This window comes from Phaeobacter cretensis (assembly GCF_047372505.1).
GTDB classification, from domain to species: Bacteria; Pseudomonadota; Alphaproteobacteria; order Rhodobacterales; family Rhodobacteraceae; genus Phaeobacter; species Phaeobacter cretensis.
Map to the genome: position 1 here is coordinate 3,829,565 of NZ_JBKBEU010000001.1, position 20,012 is coordinate 3,849,576.

At 55.0% G+C, this 20,012-nt stretch carries 18 protein-coding genes; 5 read left to right on the plus strand and 13 right to left on the minus strand.

What is annotated here, in order from left to right; translation table 11 throughout:
* Positions 1–287 precede the first annotated feature (287 nt).
* Complete coding sequence (locus ACEWZM_RS18125; protein WP_414007777.1) at positions 288–1,106, minus strand: enoyl-CoA hydratase; 819 nt, start codon at positions 1,104–1,106, stop codon at positions 288–290.
* A 105-nt stretch (positions 1,107–1,211) separates the two neighbouring features.
* On the opposite strand from ACEWZM_RS18125, the gene ACEWZM_RS18130 reads away from it, so the two are divergent.
* Positions 1,212–1,634, plus strand: a complete 423-nt coding sequence (locus tag ACEWZM_RS18130; protein WP_414007778.1) for a PaaI family thioesterase — start codon at positions 1,212–1,214, stop codon at positions 1,632–1,634.
* Positions 1,635–1,650: 16 nt separating this feature from the next.
* Here ACEWZM_RS18130 and asd read toward each other — a convergent pair whose 3' ends face one another.
* Together asd and ACEWZM_RS18140 are read right to left on the minus strand one after the other, a co-directional pair.
* On the minus strand, positions 1,651–2,541 hold the full coding sequence (asd, locus tag ACEWZM_RS18135; protein WP_414007779.1) for an archaetidylserine decarboxylase: 891 nt from the start codon (positions 2,539–2,541) through the stop codon (positions 1,651–1,653).
* 554 nt (positions 2,542–3,095) lie between these two features.
* Entirely contained in the window at positions 3,096–3,329 is a 234-nt protein-coding gene (locus ACEWZM_RS18140) for a DUF1127 domain-containing protein (protein WP_414007780.1), read from the minus strand.
* 91 nt (positions 3,330–3,420) lie between these two features.
* Between ACEWZM_RS18140 and ACEWZM_RS18145 the strand changes: the two genes are divergently transcribed.
* The gene (locus tag ACEWZM_RS18145) at positions 3,421–4,836 is read left to right on the plus strand and encodes an aminotransferase-like domain-containing protein (protein WP_414007781.1); all 1,416 of its coding nucleotides are present in this window, start codon (positions 3,421–3,423) and stop codon (positions 4,834–4,836) included.
* 247 nt (positions 4,837–5,083) lie between these two features.
* Here ACEWZM_RS18145 and ACEWZM_RS18150 read toward each other — a convergent pair whose 3' ends face one another.
* Positions 5,084–5,230 (minus strand): hypothetical protein, encoded by a 147-nt coding sequence (locus tag ACEWZM_RS18150; protein WP_414007782.1) that lies wholly within the window; start codon positions 5,228–5,230, stop codon positions 5,084–5,086.
* Positions 5,231–5,603: 373 nt separating this feature from the next.
* Between ACEWZM_RS18150 and rplM the strand changes: the two genes are divergently transcribed.
* Positions 5,604–6,062: a 50S ribosomal protein L13 gene (gene rplM / locus ACEWZM_RS18155; RefSeq protein WP_414007783.1), complete on the plus strand. Its 459-nt coding sequence runs from the start codon at positions 5,604–5,606 to the stop codon at positions 6,060–6,062.
* Positions 6,063–6,067: 5 nt separating this feature from the next.
* A complete protein-coding gene (gene rpsI, locus ACEWZM_RS18160; RefSeq protein WP_014874570.1) occupies positions 6,068–6,553 on the plus strand; it encodes a 30S ribosomal protein S9 in 486 nt (161 codons plus the stop codon).
* Positions 6,554–7,677: 1,124 nt separating this feature from the next.
* Here the strand turns inward: rpsI and ACEWZM_RS18165 are convergent.
* From ACEWZM_RS18165 to guaA, 8 genes are all read right to left on the minus strand, one after another.
* Positions 7,678–8,295, minus strand: a complete 618-nt coding sequence (locus tag ACEWZM_RS18165) for a TetR/AcrR family transcriptional regulator (RefSeq protein WP_414007784.1) — start codon at positions 8,293–8,295, stop codon at positions 7,678–7,680.
* Positions 8,288–9,157 (minus strand): polyphosphate kinase 2, encoded by an 870-nt coding sequence (gene ppk2, locus ACEWZM_RS18170; protein ID WP_414007785.1) that lies wholly within the window; start codon positions 9,155–9,157, stop codon positions 8,288–8,290. The genes ACEWZM_RS18165 and ppk2 overlap by 8 nt, the downstream gene beginning before the upstream one ends.
* A gap of 61 nt (positions 9,158–9,218) precedes the next feature.
* Entirely contained in the window at positions 9,219–10,211 is a 993-nt protein-coding gene (locus tag ACEWZM_RS18175) for an alpha/beta fold hydrolase (protein ID WP_414007786.1), read from the minus strand.
* Entirely contained in the window at positions 10,201–11,118 is a 918-nt protein-coding gene (gene metA, locus ACEWZM_RS18180) for a homoserine O-acetyltransferase MetA (protein WP_414007787.1), read from the minus strand. The genes ACEWZM_RS18175 and metA overlap by 11 nt, the downstream gene beginning before the upstream one ends.
* Positions 11,119–11,186: 68 nt before the next feature.
* A complete protein-coding gene (locus ACEWZM_RS18185) occupies positions 11,187–12,050 on the minus strand; it encodes an ATPase (RefSeq protein WP_414007788.1) in 864 nt (287 codons plus the stop codon).
* Between the two features lie 180 nt (positions 12,051–12,230).
* The gene (locus tag ACEWZM_RS18190; RefSeq protein ID WP_414007789.1) at positions 12,231–13,334 is read right to left on the minus strand and encodes an OmpP1/FadL family transporter; all 1,104 of its coding nucleotides are present in this window, start codon (positions 13,332–13,334) and stop codon (positions 12,231–12,233) included.
* Positions 13,335–13,464: 130 nt separating this feature from the next.
* Complete coding sequence (locus tag ACEWZM_RS18195; protein ID WP_414007790.1) at positions 13,465–14,346, minus strand: DMT family transporter; 882 nt, start codon at positions 14,344–14,346, stop codon at positions 13,465–13,467.
* Positions 14,347–16,212: 1,866 nt separating this feature from the next.
* Complete coding sequence (gene guaA, locus ACEWZM_RS18200) at positions 16,213–17,781, minus strand: glutamine-hydrolyzing GMP synthase (protein WP_414007791.1); 1,569 nt, start codon at positions 17,779–17,781, stop codon at positions 16,213–16,215.
* A gap of 240 nt (positions 17,782–18,021) precedes the next feature.
* On the opposite strand from guaA, the gene ACEWZM_RS18205 reads away from it, so the two are divergent.
* Positions 18,022–19,575, plus strand: coding sequence for a trimethylamine methyltransferase family protein (locus ACEWZM_RS18205; RefSeq protein WP_414007792.1), 1,554 nt, complete (start codon positions 18,022–18,024; stop codon positions 19,573–19,575).
* A gap of 99 nt (positions 19,576–19,674) precedes the next feature.
* Here ACEWZM_RS18205 and ACEWZM_RS18210 read toward each other — a convergent pair whose 3' ends face one another.
* Positions 19,675–19,971, minus strand: a complete 297-nt coding sequence (locus tag ACEWZM_RS18210; RefSeq protein WP_414007793.1) for a DUF6477 family protein — start codon at positions 19,969–19,971, stop codon at positions 19,675–19,677.
* Between the last annotated feature and the right edge of the window lie 41 nt (positions 19,972–20,012).

Sequence of the window (20,012 nt, forward strand, 5' to 3'; positions counted from 1 at the left end):
AGCTTGTGCAAAAGACGGTGAAAAACCAGAGGTTTTGTGCCTGTTGAAACGCTGGCTACCCGTTCTCTGGCTGATTTAGCTATGGGGAAGGGTATTGGGGTCGCTGGGGAACTGTCTGGCCGGGGGAGAGACCCGGTGGAGGGACGGTCCGCATCAGCGACCCTAATTGTGCCTGGGTTTGTGACCATGTATCACCAACCCTGCCCAACCTTTGCCATGATCTTGCCTTGTTTGAAAGACCTGACATGGAAACAATAAATCGCCAATCGTAAACAAAGGCTAAAATTTTAGGTGTCTTTTAGATTTTTTGGAGATGGGCCAGCAGTTTTCCAGTCCGGATCGCGTTTTTCTAGAAACGCATCAATGCCTTCTACCGTGTCGCGCATCATCAGGTTTTCGACCATGACCGCACCTGTATGGGCATATGCCTCTGCCGTGGGCAGCTGTAACTGCTCGTAAAATGCACGTTTTCCAATTTTGACGGCGGCGCCCAGCTTTTCGGCGACGGTTTCAGCCAGATCGCGAGTTGCGCGTTCCAGTTCCTTTGGAGCAGCGCTGCGGTTGATCAAACCCAACTCCTTGGCGCGCGCAGTGTCGATGAACTGGCCGGTTGTCAGCATCTCAAAGGCGTGTTTGCGCGGTATATTGCGGGTTAAAGCCACCATGGGGGTTGAGCAGAACAATCCGATATTGACGCCATTGACGCCAAATTTTGTGTCCTCTGCAGCAACCGCCATGTCGCAGGAGGCCACCAGCTGGCAGCCAGCCGCCGTGGCAATGCCATGCACCTGTGCAATCACCGGCTGCGGAATCTGTTGCAGACCCAGCATCACGTTGGTGCAGCGGGCAAAGAGATCGGCGAAATAGGCCTTCCCGCCATCCTCTGCCTGTCGTCCGGCTGTCATTTCGCGCAAATCGTGGCCTGCGCAAAACGCTTTGCCACGGCCCGCCAGAGTCACAACACGTGTTTCGGTGTCCTCGCGCAGCGCATCAATCTGCGCCTGAAGCGCGGCCAGCATTGCATCTGACAGCGCGTTCAACCGCTCCGGTGCATTCAGATATAATGTGGCGATACCGTTCCTGTCGTGACGTTCTAAAATTGTCATCTTGTGTCCCTCCTCGGATTAAGGCCAACGTTAGAGCATGTTGCGCAAAGGGGGGAGCCGGTTTTGCGTCGCAGAGATCAGGCTGTGCCATGGGAAGGAACAGGAATGGGATTGGCTTTTGATGCCGAAGGGCTGAGCGCGTATCTGCAGGAGGTTTTTGCAGAGGTGGCCAATGATTTTGTGATTGACCGGCTGGACGAGGATGGCATCACCATGCGGCTCTTGGTGGATGACAGACATCTGAGGCCCGGCGGGACGATTTCGGGGCCGTCTATGTTTGGCCTTGCCGATGTTACCGTTTATGCGTTGGTACTGTCGCGACTGGGACGCAAGGCGCTGGCGGTAACCACAAATGCGTCCTTTGATTTTATGCGCAAACCAATAGGTGGGTCGCCGTTGATTGCCGAGGGTAAGCTGCTGAAACTCGGCCGTCAGTTGGCGGTGGGTGATGTGCTCTTGTTCTCCGAAGGCGATCCGCGTCCCGTGGCGCGTTCCACCATGACCTATGCAATTCCGCCTGAGCGGTAGGGGCAGGGTACCTAGCTCAGACTGCAGTGGCGAGCGGCTGGCCAACCTTGACCAGTGTTTCGCGCCCAGCGGCACTGTTGGCGACCAGATCCTCGCTGAAATCCACGCGCCCTGGTTCGAACACAACCACCACCGTCGACCCGCCGAATTTGAAATAGCCCTTTTCATCCATCTTTTGAACTGCACCTGTCGTGTGTGTGTTCACGATGCTGCCGACCCCAAATGCGCCAACTTCGACAAAGCAGTAGCTGCCGATGGTGTCGGTCTCAATCAGGGTCCAGCTGCGTTTGTTCTCACCGAATACATCTGGTCCAGCCCCGAGCGCGATGGGGTTTACCGAATGCAGCGCGCCCGCAAGGTCCTGCGCGCCCGCGATACGACCGCCCGCGGGGAAATGATACCTGTGATAATCGGCGGGACAGAGCCGCACGATCGCCAAAGCGCCACCGATGAACCGGTCTGCAATCCCGGGTAGCATGGTGCGAATAGACATCGGGTGGCCTTTCACAGGCACAAACACATCCTCGGCCAGTTCTGGAAAAACCAAAACCCGGCCATCAGCGGGGCTGACGATCTCGCGAGGATCGTTGCTGAATGGCCGTGCCTCGGGCCGCAAATGACGCACGAAGAAATCGTTGAAGCAGGTAAAGCTATCGGTGCTTGCGACAGCTTCGCTCATATCGATTGCCAGTTCGTTGATCACGTCTTTGATCTTGCCTTTGGAAAACCGCGAATCGAACCAAGCACCCATGACGCGGCTGATCAGGTTTGATCGGAACAGGAATTTTTCCACCGGCTTTGCACTTGTATTCTGATAGGCCCAGCGGATCCAGGCCTCGCCTAAGATCGCCTCTTCAAAGGTTTCGCCGGAGGCGCGATCAACAACAATGATGGGGTTGTGCTGCATGAAAGAGCCGCCTTTGGATTTGATCCGTAGCGGGTAGCAAAGCATAGGCGTCTGGCCAAGAGGGAATTTGGGCGTGCCTCACGGCGCATGCATCAAGGAGGGGGTCTGAGATTTCAGCTCAGCTTGTCCCGAAGCCAGTGAATATGTTCTTTGGCCTGTTCCACCGCAGCGTCTTCGATGGGGAACACCTGGCCGCCATAGTGGCCGATACTATACCAGCCGCGTCCATCTTCTGGGTCGCGACGAAATTCATCAAAACCAAACGTACCATCAGGTCGCTTGAAAATATCAACACACCGTCAAGATTGATCGACCGGATGACGGTGTTGATATGCGCCATGCTGTGCTCCGTTGCTTTGTTCGTCCGGGGTCTGCCAAATCACGTACCATATCGCCCCAGATATGACCCCTTGAATTGGGATCACAAGCGCCGCCGATGCGCCAGCTATTGTGCGTGCCGTGGCGATCATGAGGTTGAATTTGAAATAGCGGTGTTGCGATTTAAAAAAGGCCGGGGCATGCCCCGGCCACAAGGTGGTTCTGGTACCCGGGGATCATGGGCGCCAGAACGGAAGAGTCCCTTGATGCTGTGCTTCGTCTGGGGTCAGCCCAACGTCCTTGAGCAGATCAGGCGGCAGCTGGCGCAGTGCTTGTCGCGTGCGTTGGCGCACTGTCCATTTCGTGACCAGAACCGCAAAGGAGACTGCGACCTCCGCCAGCACCGGCAGAGCGGGGCGGCTGGAGAGATAGAGCATGCTCGGAGATGGTGTTGTCGCGTTCTGTGTCATGGCATTTTCCTATTGTATTGATACAATCCTGTGTTAATATCACAATCAATGGGTACAATTAGTACGTCACTATGTCTAAGAAAGGATTGTAATGGGTACAATTTGGTCAGAAGAGCTGCCAACAGATCTTTCTGGTCGTTCTGGCCCAAAGTATCAGCGCGTTGCTGACACAATCCGGAGCGCGGTGGAAAATGGCACACTTTGTATTGGTACAAAGCTGCCGCCTGTGCGTGAGCTGGCATATCAGCTGAAAATCACTCCGGGCACGGTCGCGCGGGCCTATTCTTTGCTGACCGATGATGGCCTGCTACAGGCCGAGGTGGGACGCGGAACGTTTGTTGCCGAGCGCCAGACGGTTGTGCCAGATGACGTTTGGGCACGTCAGTTGCATTTGCAAGAGGCAGAGGACCCCGGCCATGTCAGCTTATTTAGTCCGCGTCTGGTTGACGTCGGGCAGGTGGCTGCCATCCGCGAGGCATTGGTTAAAGTCTCGCAGGGGGATCCACTACAGTTTCTGAACTACCCAACCCGTGATGCCTATCGGCCCCTGCGTGAAGCGGTTGTGAGCTGGCTTTCGCAGGATCCGCTTGGGCCTGTGCACGAAAGTGATCTCGTACTGACTCATGGCGGGCAAAATGGCATCTTAACGGTGATGCAGGCAATTCTAGCTGGCGCGCAGCCTACCGTATTGGTCGAGGATCTGTCCTATGCCGGGTTTCGCCGGGCAGCGGAGTTGGTACGGGCGCGGGTCGTCGGCGTGGCCATGGATGAACATGGCATCCTGCCAGACTCGCTGGAGCTAGCGATCCGCAAAACCGGGGCAACGGTATTATGCACCAGCCCGGAGGTGCATAACCCCACTGGGCTCTACACACCTTTGGAACGGCGCAAACAGAACCTGGAGATCCTGCGCCGACACGACGTGCAGATTATCGAGGATGACTGTTATCGAATGGGGGAAGCGCGTGCGCCTAGCTATCGTGCCCTGGCGCCGGATCTATCCTGGCATGTCTCGTCCATTTCCAAGACGCTGACACCAGCATTGCGGGTTGGTTTTGCACTCGCACCCAAGGGTCGTGGCCCTGATTTGCGCCGGATTGCGGAATACAGCTATTTTGGTCTTTCGCAGCCCTTGGCGGAACTGACGCATATTTTGCTGACTGATCCGCGCACCAAAACTTTGGTCGCCAATGTGCGCCGTGAAATGGATAACTATGTGCGCATCGCGGTCAATACTCTGGGCGGTTTTGAGCTGGTCTGGTCCAGCAGCGTGCCGTTCCTGTGGCTGAAAATGCCATCGGGCTGGCGGGCGGCTGCCTTTACCCGCGCTGCAGAGGCGCATGGTGTCCAGATCCGCTCGGCTGATGAATTCGCCTTGCGCGATGGCCGCGCGCCTAATGCCGTACGCATCGCTGTGAATGGACATGTCTCGCCTAAGCGTTTTGAGGAGGCAATGCTGCGTTTGCGTGCCCTGTTGGACAACCCACCAGAACAAATCAGCGTCTGACTGCGGGCCGCAATTTAGGATGAGAGAGTGGCGCATCGCATGCACCACTCTCAGTTTCGGCGTTAGTCGAACTGGGTCGAAACGCATGAGACATGATTGGGGCCGAATGACCATGTATCGCAACCCGCGGCGATGCCGACGGTGACTGCGGCGGCAAGGAGGCCTGCAGATAACGCGCCACTGGTAACTGTTCCGTCTATCTCCGGGACCAAGATTGCGCTGACGTTCAACTCTCCTGTCTTTCACGTTACATAAGCGTTGGCTTCAGTACTGGAACACTGACTTTTGCAGGTGTGATGAATTTTGCTTTGAATTCAGCGCTCTCAATCGTGCATTTGGCACCAACGGCTTCACGCATGTTGTTGGTGCCGGTCTGCCATCCCGTTTTTTTCACTTTCTCTTTGTCCAGGATGGCGTGGCTACAGAACGGCAATTCCTTGAAGCCCAGAATGCGCGGCGTTGTAGTCCTGCGTATCTATCTGTTTTACTATGACGTGGCTCTAGTGTCCGTAGGTTGAACTACACTGCTGAAGTAATGTGTGTGGTTGCGGATCTCTGGCTGGGATGTGTTTCCATGGCGGCATGCACCATCTCTGAGTGTGGATTTTTGGGGTATTATAATACCTATTTTTTAAGTGTATGAAATTGCAGCATTTAATCTGATTTCCGGGTGTTGACCTGCGCAATTAGCTGCCGTAAACCCCGTCCATCGAATTCGGGCGCACCGTTCTGGGTGTGTCCTTCACGTCAAACAGGATTGACCTGCCATGAAAACCTTTTCTGCTACACCGGCAGACATCGAGAAGAAGTGGATCCTGATCGACGCCGAGGGCGTTGTTCTGGGCCGTCTTGCCTCGATCATTGCCATGCGCCTGCGTGGTAAGCACAAAGCGTCGTTCACGCCTCATATGGATATGGGCGACAATGTCATCGTGATCAACGCTGACAAGATCCAAATGACCGGTAAGAAGCGCGAAGAGCACTTCTACTGGCACACCGGTCACCCCGGTGGCATCAAATCGCGGACCAAACAGGAAATCCTGGATGGTGCCCACCCCGAGCGCGTTGTCTTCCAGGCCGTCAAGCGGATGCTTCCCGGCAACCGTCTGTCGCGTCAGCAGATGACCAACCTGCGCATCTATGCAAGTGCCGAGCACCCGCATGAAGCCCAGTCACCCGAGGTTCTGGATGTTAAATCCATGAACAAGAAAAACACGCGGAGCTGAGACCGATGGCTGATCAGATCAACACTCTCGAAGAGCTCGGCGCCGTTGCAGGCGTAGAAACCGTAGCCGAAGAAACCATTTCGCGCGAACCCGTTCGTGACGAACTGGGTCGTGCCTATGCAACCGGCAAACGGAAAGACGCGGTTGCCCGCGTTTGGATCAAGCCGGGTTCCGGCAAGGTCTCCGTAAACGGTAAAGAGCTGAACACATATTTTGCACGCCCCGTGCTGCAGATGATCCTGCGCCAGCCGTTCCAGGTTGCCGGTGTCGAAGGCGAATTTGACGTCTACGCAACCGTCAAGGGCGGTGGCCTCTCGGGTCAGGCCGGTGCGGTAAAGCACGGTATCTCTAAGGCACTTCAGCTATACAACCCGTCCCTGCGTGGCGCGTTGAAAGCTGCTGGCTTCCTTACACGTGATAGCCGTGTTGTTGAACGTAAGAAATTCGGTCGCCGCAAAGCGCGTCGTTCGTTCCAGTTCTCCAAGCGTTAACAGCGAACACCATAATCTATCATATTGTAAAAGGGCTGCGTATTTCGCAGCCCTTTTTTATGCGCAGTAGAATTGCAGCAGATGCAGTGTGTGTCGATGCTATGGTTAGGCGATTTTGCACTTATGTGGGTGGTGCAGTGAGTGCTTTGGCTGATCTGCAACATGCGTTGGATACGATACGAGACATAACGAACAAAGAACAAGCAGCTATGCGTATAGAGATGCGCGGCTATTGGCGAACAGGATTGCCTATGAAGCGCGTGACATTGAGCGCGTGAGGACCAAAACGGCGCAATGTGGCCAACATGCCTATTCCAAATCCGCCAACACAACAAGCGTCACAGCAAGACCTGCAACCCAAACAGTTGCAAGCACCCATAGCGCCCAAGTAGCAGCTTACACCGGAAAACGTTGTGAGAGCGCTGTGTGTACGTTTTTCTGAAAAACAGCAGGTATTAAGTGTTGGGCTAGGTTAAGTGCTGCTTTGGGTGAGTGGCATCGATTGGCTTGGGTAACAAGGAGTGCAAGTAAATGCTGAGAAAGGCTGCGTTGATGGGGGGCAGGCTTGCTTTTAGTAAGTTGTGCTACGACTGAGTTTATTGAAGAGGAAGGCATTTGTACGCTACTTGGATGAACAAAATCCCGCCGCGCTTTGAGCAGGAATTGTACAATCAAAGTCATATGCGCCAGGTTCCAACAGGGCATACAAATTGTACTACGATGGATGATGGGTTCTCAGGAATTACTAACTGTACTCAAATTATGAGAACTGCGCACGATACAACACCAGCAGTTCGTACTGTAGATCGGAACGAAAGCAGGCGTGATAGTCAAATATCAGCCTATACACAACAAAAGTGCTACCAAAAGTACGGTAGTGCAGAGTGTAAGATATGAACAGAATGCTAGCAGGCATGCCATTCTGCATTCAGTATCCAGATATCAACAAATAAATTAAGATGTCGAGTAGCTAATCGTTGATCACTGGATCACATGGGTTGGAAAAGGCCGTAGGGAAATCTGCGACTTTTTGCGATTTTGCCCTGCGATGGATCCGTTTCTGACTCGCGGCCCAAACCGCTGATCAGGTTAGTGACCAGACCACTGCAAAATGCATAGCAGGCCTAGCTATCGGGTTCGATCAGACCAAGCCCGCGCAGATAGATACCAATGCCACTTTCCAACAGATCCTCAGGCGGAAAGGGTGAGACTGCGCCGGGGGAGTTCCGGGCATATAGCTCTACGACGCCGTGGCTCATGGCCAAAATATGGGCCGAGAACATTGACGCAGGCGGGCGTTTTTCAACCGGGATGTGCTGGCTCAGATCTGCGGCAGCGCGTTCAAGGATGGCGCGGGCGCGGTTGGCAGCGTCTGCCAGCTCCGGTGTGCGGTTCACGGAAATACCGCTTTCAAACATGGCGATGTAGTGGCCGGGATGTTTGCGCGCAAAGGCCAGATAGGCCCGCCCTGTTGCCTCGAACGCCGCTAGCGCAGAGGGTTGATATTTGTCATAGGCATGCTGCATCAGGTCGGCGAACATGACATAGCCCTGCCTGCCTGCCTCAGCGATCAGATCTTCACGACCGTTGAAGTGGCGGTAGACAGCTGCAGGGGTTACGCCCGCCTGTTTGGCCGCTTCCGACAAGGTAAATCCGGTTGGGCCTTTTGCCTCGATCAGGTGCAATGCGGCCTCAACCAGCGCTTGCCGCAGGTTGCCGTGGTGATATCCGCGTTTAGGCATCCCAGATATCCGGTCCACCACAAATACTATGATCAAGATCACCGAGCGCTTTGGTGTCCTTGTTGGAGTAATCCACGGCGTGCAGAACCCGCCGGATAGCCGCCAACCGGGCCCGTCGCTTATCGTCCGAGCGGACGATGCTCCAAGGGGCGTGATCCGAATTGCTGCGTTTGAACGTATCTGCAATTGCGGTGGAGTATTCCTGCCAGAGGCTCAGCCCTTTTACGTCGATCGGGCTAAGCTTCCAGTGCTTGAGAGGATCTGTCTCACGGGATAGAAACCGGCGCAGCTGTTCTGCGCGCCCGACATTGAGCCAGATTTTGAACAGCTGGATGCCGTCCTCGACCAGCGCTTCCTCAAAACTATTGACCTGATCAAAGAACCGTTCGCGTTGCGTGTCGGTGCAAAAGCCAAAGACGGGCTCCACCACGCCACGATTGTACCAGCTGCGATCAAAGAAGACGATTTCGCCGGCTGCAGGCAGATGATTGATATAGCGTTGGAAATACCACTGGGTCTGCTCCCGTTCGCTTGGTTTGGACAACGCAACAATCCGCGCGGCGCGGGGGTTTAGGTTCTCGCGAAACCGCTTGATCGTGCCGCCTTTGCCCGCGGCATCACGCCCCTCAAACAGGATGGCAATCCGTGCCCCGTTTTCGCGGGCCCATGATTGCATCTTGACAAGCTCAATTTGCAGCCGTGCCATATCTTTTTCATACTGCTTGCGGCTCATCCTCGTTTTGTATGGGAAGCCCGGATCCAGCACGTCATCCTTGTCCGAGCCCTTAATCGCGGTACGGATTCCATCTGGGGCTTCGGTTTCGTAAAACGCGCTGATCGCGCCGTCAAAGGGCAGGGGCATAAGAAAATTCCTTCTGTCTTCTGTCCCTTATATGGGGCTTCGTGGCGAAATGTGAATCGTTTTAACGCAAATTGATGGGCGTTGTAGCCCGCGTGGCAGCGCGATCCACGGCTGCGACAACCGCATCTGTGGCAACTTGATGTGGCATGTGGCCGATACCGTCTAAGACAGTTAAGTTCACTGATGGCACATCACGGGCGAGTTGGCGCGCGTGCAGATCCAGCCCGACAGTGGTGTCAGCGCTACCGTGCACAGCCTCAATTGGCAGAGTGATTGCAGCATAGCAGGGTGCCATGGATTTGATTTCGGTCAGCAGATCCGCGCGCTGGCGCGCATTGGCACGCAATGCGGCGCGGCGCAGGGTCAGTCCAGGGCCGAAATGTTCGAAATAGCCATCTGGAACATCCTGCGGGGCAAAAACCTCTGTCAGCGCGCCGCGAATTGTGAGTTCCGGAACATATGCAGTTATCAGAGGTATCACCAGATGCCATCCAAGTGGCGAGGATGTGACCTTGTAGAACGTACTGAGCGGTGTCGGCCAGGGATGTGAAACAGCACCAACCAGGACCAAAGCAGACAGGCTGTCTGGTGCATCGAGTGCCCAGGCGAGAGCGACACCACCACCGTAGCTTTGGCCCAGAACGATCGGCCGTGCGGCACCCAGCTGCGCTACCGCGCCCCGGATCAACGCGGCCTGCTGGCTGAGCAAAGACTCTGCATGGGGGATACTCTCACTGTAGCCAAGCCCGGGGCGGTCTACGATGATCACCCGATAGTGATCTCTCAGCGCAGGGGCGAGCCGGAACGTCATGTCACGGATGTGACCACTGGCACCGTGGATCAGCACCAGATCCGGCGCCGGTTCGCCCGGCGGCAGAGATGTAGGTTGCCCCAAGTCCAGAATATGAATCTGCCGCCCATCAACACTGAGAAACTGACCAAGCGGCGGATAGGCCTGCATGGCTGCCGTTTCGCGGGCATGTGCGCGCCACAATGTCAGCCCGGCCCAAAGTGCTAGAACAAGTCCGGCACCTATCACAGTCTTAGCGACCAATCTCTGTCATATCAAAAGGCGTGGATTGATAGATGTCATTGATCCAATTTCCATAAAGAAGATGCGCATGGCTGCGCCATCTGTTCTGTGGCTTGCGGCTGGGATCATCATCCGGGTAGTAATTCATTGGCACGTTGATTTCGGTCCCGCTAGCCACGTCACGATCATATTCCTGTTTCAGCGTGTCGCTGTCATACTCAAAATGATTGAAGATATAGAGCGCGCGGTGGCCGGGATCTTCAATCAGGCAGGGGCCGGCGTCTTGGCTGCCAAGCAGGCTGCGCAGGCCGGGACGGGCATCGACTTCGGATTGGCGAATTTCCGTCCAGCGCGACACCGGGATGATGCAATCGTCTGAAAATCCACGCAGGTACCGCGAGGCCTCATCAAGATTCTGATGCCGGTAGCAGCCAAAGATCTTCTGATCCAACAGGTGCTTTTTCACCCCATGGAAGTAGTTGATCATCGCCATGCCACCCCAGCAGACACCGAAGGTGGAGTGAACGTTGGTCTGGGTCCAGTCAAAAACTTCGCACAGTTCATCCCAATAGGTGACGTCCTCGAACTCAAGATGTTCAATTGGCGCGCCGGTGATGATCAGCCCGTCAAAGTACTGGTCCTTGATCTCTTGGAACGGGCGATAAAATTCGGCCATATGTTCGGCGGCCGTATTGCGGGTCTGGTGTTCCGTCATACGGAGCAGCGACAGATCAATCTGCAGAGGGGTTGCGCCGATCAGGCGGGCAAACTGGTTCTCGGTCTGGATCTTCTTGGGCATCAGATTCAACAAGCCGATGCGCAGCGGCCGGATATCTTGACGGGCCGCCTGATCCGGCGACATGACCATCACGCCTTCGTTCGTAAGAACGTCGTAGGCGGGCAGGTCAGAAGGGATCTTGATCGGCATGTCTTGTCCTTTGATGTTTTGCGCCCCGGCCTGTTTGATCGGGGTCTTGGCCTTGTGATGTAGAAGCCCTAGCCGCGGGCCTCAAGGGCATCGGCAATCACGTCTGTGAAATCAGCCTCGCTGCGGATGCCTGAAATCTGATCCGCCGTCACTGTAACCCCCCAGTGCTCCGCCATGGCTGCATAGCGCGGCTGGCGATGGGCCAGTGCTTCGGCGTAGGTCCAGCGGATGAAACTGTCGGGATCCACATCCGTCTCTGATAGATTGTTTTCCTTTAGATACTCTTGCCAGACACGGGCCAGAAACGCGGGTTCATAGGCCATTGGCTTCGGGGCGCGGTCAAAACGGCGGATCAGCTCCTGTGTGTGGGCCTCGTCACCCTTTATCCAGACCATCAGTGTCTCGTCAGACAATTGCTTTAGCAGCGGGTCATTCGGGTCATTGGCATCAACCCATTCGCAAATGCTGCCGCCAGTGTCACAGATGAAATTTGGATAGTCATAAAGCCGTTGAGCGCGATCAATAAAATAATTGGTATCGCGCAGCGCGTTCAATTCGGCGGTTCGGAATTGGTCCTGACGGCGGGTGTATTCAGCCATTTCCAGCCCACTCTTGGACGGAGCACCAGGTTTACCCAAATAGGAGGCTACAGGGGTGAGGTTCTCAAAGCTGATGTTTGAGCCAATATAGATTGAATCCGACAACAACAGATCGCGTAGAAACGGAACCTTCATCGCCTCTGCCTTGGCATTGTCGGTGATGTATTCACCCATATAGCGGGTGCCGATGCGGTAGTCGATTGAGTAGTGGAACCAGCTGCCTGCGCCGCGCAGAATATTGCTGATATAGGTCTTGCCCAGACCTGACATGCCAAAGAACAAAACCCGCTTGTGCGCAGTATTGCGCCACTCATCGGCAGACGAATAAAGCATGTGAAATCCGGTCCCTGTTGGTTCTCTGCCTTGCTAATCGTCTGGAGCCTGCGGGTCAATCGGCAGCACCTGTGTGGCCAAATAAGGAACCCCCCGCACCGTAGATGCGGGGGGTAACTGGTCCGATGCCTGTCTGTGTGTCAGCACCGCCTGTGGGCGCACGCAGGCTAAGTATCAGGATCAGAAGCTGTAGCCGACTTTCAGGCCAAAGCTGACGGCGTCGTTGTCCCGGAAGTTTGCAACCGGGACACCGCCGGGGGAGGCCACTGCGTCACCCAGTTTTGTGTAACGGATGCCGGCAGAAATCTTCATCTTGTCTTGCTGATACTGGACACCAAGGCGGATTGCTTCCATGCCTTGCGTCGGTGCAAGAGGGGAAACGCGATCGTCGCCGTCGACGTCTTCGTAGATGAATGCAAGAGAGCCAGACCAGTTCTCATTGAACTTACGGCCAACACCAATGGTGTAGGTGACGGAATCATCCAGATCAATCAGGTCACGACCTAAGGTCGTCGGGATGAGATCAGTCACACTGTGCTCTGCCCAGCGGACATTGGCAAACAGCAGAGTGTCGGTCGCGATACCGGTCTGGAAGTCAAAGTTCACCGACTGAGGGGTCTTTGTCTCAGCGGAGGTGGTAACACCGGGGCTGAGGTTTTCATTGGTATCGAAGTTATGGGTGATCTCTGAGCTGTATGTCAGTGCGGCACGCAGAGCGATGTCGGGGATCTCATAAGCAATACCAGCAACCCAACCAAATGCGCCGTCTTTGTTTACACGCACATTGTAGGTGCCGCCGGGAATGGCGGCGTAGGCCCCGCCGGCTAGATTGATTTCGCCGTCGATTTCCTGATAGCGCAAGCCGCCGTGAATGCTAAAGCGATCATTGAACTTATAGCGCAGCAACGCTGTAATCGCGTTGGAGTTTGCCTCGGCGGTCGTTCCACCTAGCAGAAGCGAATTGCCGACGGGGTAAGCAATATCTACGCCCCATGGCTGATCAAAAATCACGGCAAAAGACAGCTGATCGTTGATATCGCGCTTGTAGCCTGCGCTAAACATATTGAACCGGTCACCGACGTCACCGGTTGCAGAGCCAAACGGATTCAGAGCCGTTCGATCATTGCCAGACACGTCAGCCGAGGTTGTTGCGATTGAAAACTCGGCATAGGTGCCTTCTTCAAAGATAATGCCGATAGGCTGGCCTGTGCGGTCAAGACCGCTGGCCATTGCCGAGCCGGAAGCCAGCGCCAAGACCGCTGACGTTGCAAGATAGCGTTTCATTGTTCCTCCCTGTCCAGGTGCTTAGCGCCTGGTTTTAAACATTGAGAAACGCTAGCAAGGCGGTATTTTTCGGTCAACGTTGACGCAAAGGCAAGTAAGGGCAAGAAGACTATGCAGATTTGCTGTGTTCTCAATGTGCACGCAGGCGTCCCGCAGCATCAAGGATATTGATGTAGTTCGCGCAGAATATCACCACTGCGCCAAGCAAGATCCATACGTTAAGCAACTCACCATAAATCAACATTCCGGCTACGGCAATGGCGGGGAGCCTCGCAAAATCGATGGGCACTACTACCGTTGCAGGAGCAATCGATAGCGCTTTGGTCATGCAAAAATGCGCAGCCAACCCTGCACATCCGATGATCAGCAGCCAAAGTGTCGTTGCGGCACTTGGTATTGCAACGGCCCCATCCCATCCAGATATAGCGAGCCCCATCCCCAGTTGTAGCAATGTGAGCCACAGCAGGATGGAGGCAATAGGCTCGTGGCGCGTCAGCCGTTTTGTGAACATGATGGTCAGCGCAAAGAAGATCGCCGAAGCCGCCGCCGCGAGCACGCCGGCGTTTAATGTCTCGGGGCTCGGGCGCGCGACAATCAGGATCCCGATGAAACCCAGCACCGCAGCTAGGGTCCGCGGTTTTGTCAGACGCTCCCCCAGCAAAAGAGGCGAGAGCATCAGCACCCAGAGTGGCGAGGTGAATTCCAGCGCAAAAACCTGTGCCAACGGAACCATTGTTACGGCAAAGAACCAGAGGTTCTGTCCAGTGAAATGGGCGGCATTGCGGACTAGGTGCAAGCCCAATCGGTCACGCCGAACTTGCCGCCAATTGCCAGTGACGGTCAGAACCGCACTCACTATGATCAGCCCGACCGCACTGCGATAGGTCATGATCTCGAAAGTATCGAGGGTCGTCCCTGCCTCTCGACCGGCAATCGCCATCGAGGAAAACGATACAATTGCACCGATCATCCACAGAGCGGCAGTCCCAATTTGTGTTTCGCCCTGTGTCATAGTCGCCGTATCCCATCCTTTGATGCACAAGGGGGCAATTTTGGCAGTAGGTCAAGGGATGGGCATGCGCGAGACGTTGGTCCGAATGGCGAGCCATTCTTCGTTCGAGGTCCGGACCTAGCGTGGCGTTGTAATTATACTTCTGCGAGGGTTCGCGGCGAGGCTACAGCAAGCTGAATTGATGGGGGGTCCAAACGTTTGCCCTGCCGCAGAAAATCTTTGGCGATTTGGTCTTCATCAAAGTTCACCCGAGAGATCAACGTTTCTATTTCACCGATGAGAGCATCTGCGGTTGCTACATTCTGTGGGCTTGCGTTTGTTTTTGGAGGTAGCTGGACCGATCTTGAATGTCTCAGCTCCTGTAGCAGAGCTTCGCCACTCTTGGGTGTAGATGCCTCTAATAGTGTGGTTTCGACAAAACGAATTTGATCACCGAAACCGAGTTTATAGTAGCCGTATCTTGTCTCCATCTCCAACGAATACCAAAGGGCGATGCCGATCTCTCGCAGCGGTATCTGCGGGGTTGGGTCGACAATTTTCGAGGGGTACTTCTGATGCAGGTACCATTACCAAGGAATTGTTATGTTAAAGAAATCATTGCGATTGACATAGCTGACCATTGCTTCGCGAGATTGCGCCGCAGGACGATGACGCACGTCCTTGGTGCAAGGCCATGGTCAACCACGGCTTCGATCAGATCGCATTTGCCTAACGTAGATTGCTTTTCGCGTAAGGTGCTGGCATTTCGCCCAATTTACCTTCCCAGAACGCACAAACAGAGCCATTCATGCCGTAGGTATTGAACTACCTCATGTGGCCTATGCTCGGCAGGCGCGTACCATAGTCATCAACGCCCAATGGCTCGTGAACAGTGAACAGAAGGAATGTTTAGGTTTTCGCCAAGAAACCGGGCAAGCCAAGCTGTTCCGTTTCGCCCCTCAGAGAGCGTAAAGATGAAATCAGGTCGCGTGCTTGCCGAAGGATTGCTGTATTTTTTACAGCTCTATGCGCCCGAACCAGGGAGATTGCTTGATCCGAATTGGCAGGTTTTGGACAGGGGCGGGGATAGCCGAAACGTGCAATTTCATCGGCGGCTTCTCTCACGACCATATCAACAGTGTGCGGGTAATTCGCGAAGATCGTTTTTGGGTCAGTAGCGTTTGGAGGGCGGATCCCGCTCTTGGTTTTCAGGCTGCTGAAGCGTGCCCAGAGGTCTTCGATACCAAAGGCTCTGCTTCCTCCACCAGATGCTCATATCGTAGAAATACATTCGAAGCATTGGGTCCGTCCATCGGTGCGATATGGCGGTTTTCGCTTGTTGTAGTGCGATATCGCTGGATAAACTGGTCAATGGGCACGCTATGCTGATCTATCTTTTCCCAATAGTAGCGAGAAATGATGGCGTCATAAGGATCGCGCCATATAGTAACTTTGGTATAGCTTTGCCTGGTGTCTACAGGAACGGCGGCGCGGATCCGACCAGCGGTCATGTGGTTGAGTTGAAGAGCCGACTATCGCTTGTGTATCCATCTGGCCAATTCTGGTGATCGTGGTTTTGGGGGCCCCGATAGGCTAGATCGCGCCGCGTTAGCTCGTCATTTGGGGTAATCGGGGTGCTGCACTATTGTCATCGCAAAAGCTGGACAATGCTATCTCGAAGGATGTTCCGTCTGCGTTCTTTGTCTTGATGAAGATCAGTTTGAGCCGGTGGCAGATTATCAATTATTTGGCTCCGGTATTTTACCTACCGGGCCCTTTGCAGCAACTGCTATTAAATTCGTTAAATCTCGAATGGAAATGTCACAAAATTCGAATGTTACCGTAACTAAAAAACCCCGACCTGAAGGCCGGGGTTTGGTATCTTACTTACTCCCACTCGATGGTACCGGGCGGCTTCGACGTGATGTCGTATGTACAGCGGTTGATGCCCTTGACCTCGTTGATGATGCGGGTTGCTGTCTCACCGAGGAAATCATGGGTGAACGGGTAGTAATCTGCAGTCATACCATCGACCGAGGTGACCGCGCGTAGGGCGCATGCAAAATCATAGGTACGCCCATCGCCCATTACGCCAACGGTGCGGACTGGGAGGATTGCCACGAAAGCCTGCCAGATCTCGTCATACAGACCATGCTTGCGGATCTGGTCGATATAGATCGCATCGGCTTCACGCAGGATCTCTAGCTTTTCGCGGGTAATCTCGCCGGGGCAGCGGATCGCAAGACCAGGCCCGGGGAACGGATGACGGCCGATAAAGCTTTGCGGCAGGCCTAGCTCTCGGCCCAATGCACGGACCTCATCCTTGAATAGTTCGCGCAGCGGTTCAACCAGCTTAAGACCCATCTTCTCGGGCAGGCCACCGACATTGTGGTGGCTCTTGATTGTAACCGACGGGCCGCCGGAAAAGCTAACAGATTCAATGACATCAGGGTAGAGAGTACCCTGTGCCAGGAACTCAGCACCGTCGATGGTATCCGCATGTTTCTGGAACACGTCGATGAACAGCTTGCCAATGATCTTGCGCTTGGTTTCTGGGTCGGACTGGCCTTCCAGCTCGCCTAGGAACAGATCGCTTTCATCAGCGTGGATCAGCTGGATATTGTAGTTGTCACGGAACATCGTGACGACCTCTTCAGCCTCGTTCTTACGTAACAGTCCATGGTCAACAAACACGCAGGTCAGCTGGTCGCCAATTGCCTCGTGCAGCAGGATGGCCGCGACCGAGCTATCCACGCCACCAGACAATCCACAGATCACCTGCTTGTCGCCGACCTGATCGCGGATCGCCTGTACGGCCTGCTCACGATACGCGCCCATCGTCCAGTCACCGCTGAACCCGGCAAGACGCACAAAGTTCTCATAGAGTTTCGCACCATTGGGCGTGTGGTGGACTTCCGGGTGAAATTGCACAGCGTAGAAATTGCGCGAAACATCGGCGGTGATGGCAAAGGGCGCGTTGGGCGATGTGCCGTAGACTTCAAACCCGGGGGCGATTTCGCTGACATGATCGCCGTGGCTCATCCAGACCTGTTCACGATCGCTGTCATCGGTAAACCAGCCGTCGAGCAAGGGCAGGGAGGCCACCGATGGTGTCACATAGGCGCGACCAAATTCGGCTGTGCCGTGTCCGGTCTGAACTTTGCCACCCAACTGGTGCATCATAACCTGTTGACCATAGCAGATGCCCAAGATCGGGACGCCAAGATCAAAGATCTCTTGAGGCGCACGGGGCGATCCGTCGCGGGTTACACTGTCCGGGCCCCCGGAGAAGATCACCGCCTTGGGCGCCATATCGCGCACAAAATCCATGGTGACATTCTGGTAGGGGTGAATTTCGCAATAGACATTCAGCTCGCGAAGGCGGCGCGCGATCAGCTGCGTCACCTGGCTGCCAAAGTCGATGATGAGAAGGCTGTCGTGGGATGTCTCTGTCATGTACGCGCCATAGGCCAGCGGCGCGGAATTCGCAAGGGATTTTCGCGCTTCTGGCCGCGTTTGCGTTATCATTGCCTGAGTTGGCCGATGAGAGCTGAGTTGCCCGAAATTCGCTCCTATTTTCCGAGAAACCGACCGGGAATGTCGCTTTTCAACTTCAATGGCCGCAATCCTGCGGCGGCCGTTCACCTGAGCGATATAATCACACATGCAACGAAATGCCTGTGGTGAGGAAAAACCATGACAGAAGCAGCTCCAGCAGCACCGCGCCGTCGCGCCCGTGGAGGCGGCGGTGCCGCCCGTCGTGCAGAACGTACCGGCGTAAAGATCGACACCGCGAAATACATCGAGCGGAACATCCCGAATTTTGAGGTGCTGAGCGAAGAAGCTCTGCAATTGATCGAAACCAATGCCGAGATCATCCTTGAAGAGGTCGGTGTTAATTTTGTGAACAATCCGGCTGCGCTAGACCGCTGGCGTGAGGCAGGTGCCAGCATCGACGGTGAGCGTGTACGCATCCCACGGGGCCTGGCGCGGGAGTTGTGCAAAACGGCACCCTCTGAATTTACCCAACATGCCCGCAATCCAGAAAAATCGGTGGTTGTTGGTGGTAAAAACCTGGTCTTGGCACCGGTTTATGGGCCTCCCTTCGTGCGAGACGCGAAAGGCGGACGCCGCTACGCCACGCTTGATGATTTCCAGAAGTTCGTAAAACTGGGCTATATGTCCAAATGGCTGCACCATTCCGGTGGGACCGTTTGCGAGCCGACCGATGTGCCAGTGAACAAACGCCACCTCGACATGCTGATGGCACATATGACTCTCAGTGATAAACCTTTCATGGGGTCGGTGACTGAGCCAAGCCGTGCGCAGGATTCTATTGAAATGTGCGAGATCCTGTTCGGTAAGGACTTCGTGCGCGACAACACTGTCATGACCTCGCTGATCAACATCAACTCGCCAATGACATTTGACGACGTGATGATGGGCGCATTGGAGGTCTACGCGGCACATAATCAGGCCTGCATCATTTCGCCCTTTATCGTGGGTGGCGCAATGGCACCTGTATCGGTTGCCGGCACGCTGGTTCAGGTTCTGGCAGAAGTTCTGGCCGGTGTCGCCTATAGCCAGTTGGTACGACCCGGTGCGCCAGTGATCTTTGGTGCCATGGTGACCTCGATCGACATGAATTCCGGCGCGCCGACCTTTGGCACACCCGAAGCGTCGCATATCACCTATGGCGCAGGACAGCTGGCCCGTCGTCTGGGCTTGCCGTTCCGGTCTGCGGGGTCGTTCTGCGGCTCAAAGCTGCCGGACGCTCAGGCTGCCTACGAGACCGCGAATTCGCTTAACATGGGTTTGCTTGCCGGCGTGAACTTCCAGCTGCACTCCTGTGGTTGGCTTGAAGGTGGTCTGGTTGCCGATTTCGAGAAATTCGTGATGGATGCAGACCAGCTGGGCGTATTGCACGGTCTGGCCAAAGGTGTGGCAGTTGATGATGATACAATGGCCCTAGGAGCAATTCGTGAAGTGGGTCCGGGCGGCCACTATCTCGGGTGTGAGCATACTCAGGCGAATTTCAAAACGGCCTTCTGGAAGTCAGAGCTGCTGGACTACAAACCCTTTGAAACATGGGAAGAAGAGGGCGCCCGTGATACGATCGCGCTTGCCAGCAGCCGTGTGGAAACCTTGATTAATGCCTATGAGGCACCGCCGCTTGATCCAGAAATTCTGAGCAAGTTGGAAGCCTACGTTGCTGACAAGAAGGCCTCAATGCCTGACGCGTTCATGTAAACGCAATGATCCGAGAACTATGAAAGTCGGCTCGTTTCGGCTGGCATGCGGCGGTCCTTTGGGGCCGCCGTTTTGCTTTGAACCGGTTTCTTGCCGGTCTTAGGCCACTTGCAGTTTGGGGCGGCGTAGCCCGTCTGCCTCGCCCATCAGGGCAATCAATACATCCACATGGCGGGTCAGGGAGTAGCCTGCATCGCCGGTTTCGCGTTGGCGATTGTGGTCGTATTCCAGATCCAGAAGGCGCATTACCGCAGCTGCAGGTTTGGGGAGGCTACCATAGCCCAAGATGCGTTTCAGGTCGCGGCGGCGGCTGTAGTCTCGTGCGCCGATCCGTGCGGTCCGCACCAATAACCGAGGGCGGCGTAGCCCGGCGAGATGACCAAAGATATCCTGCATCGTGATGTCCTTTCCAGCTCTTGTGATAGCGCTGTGTAACA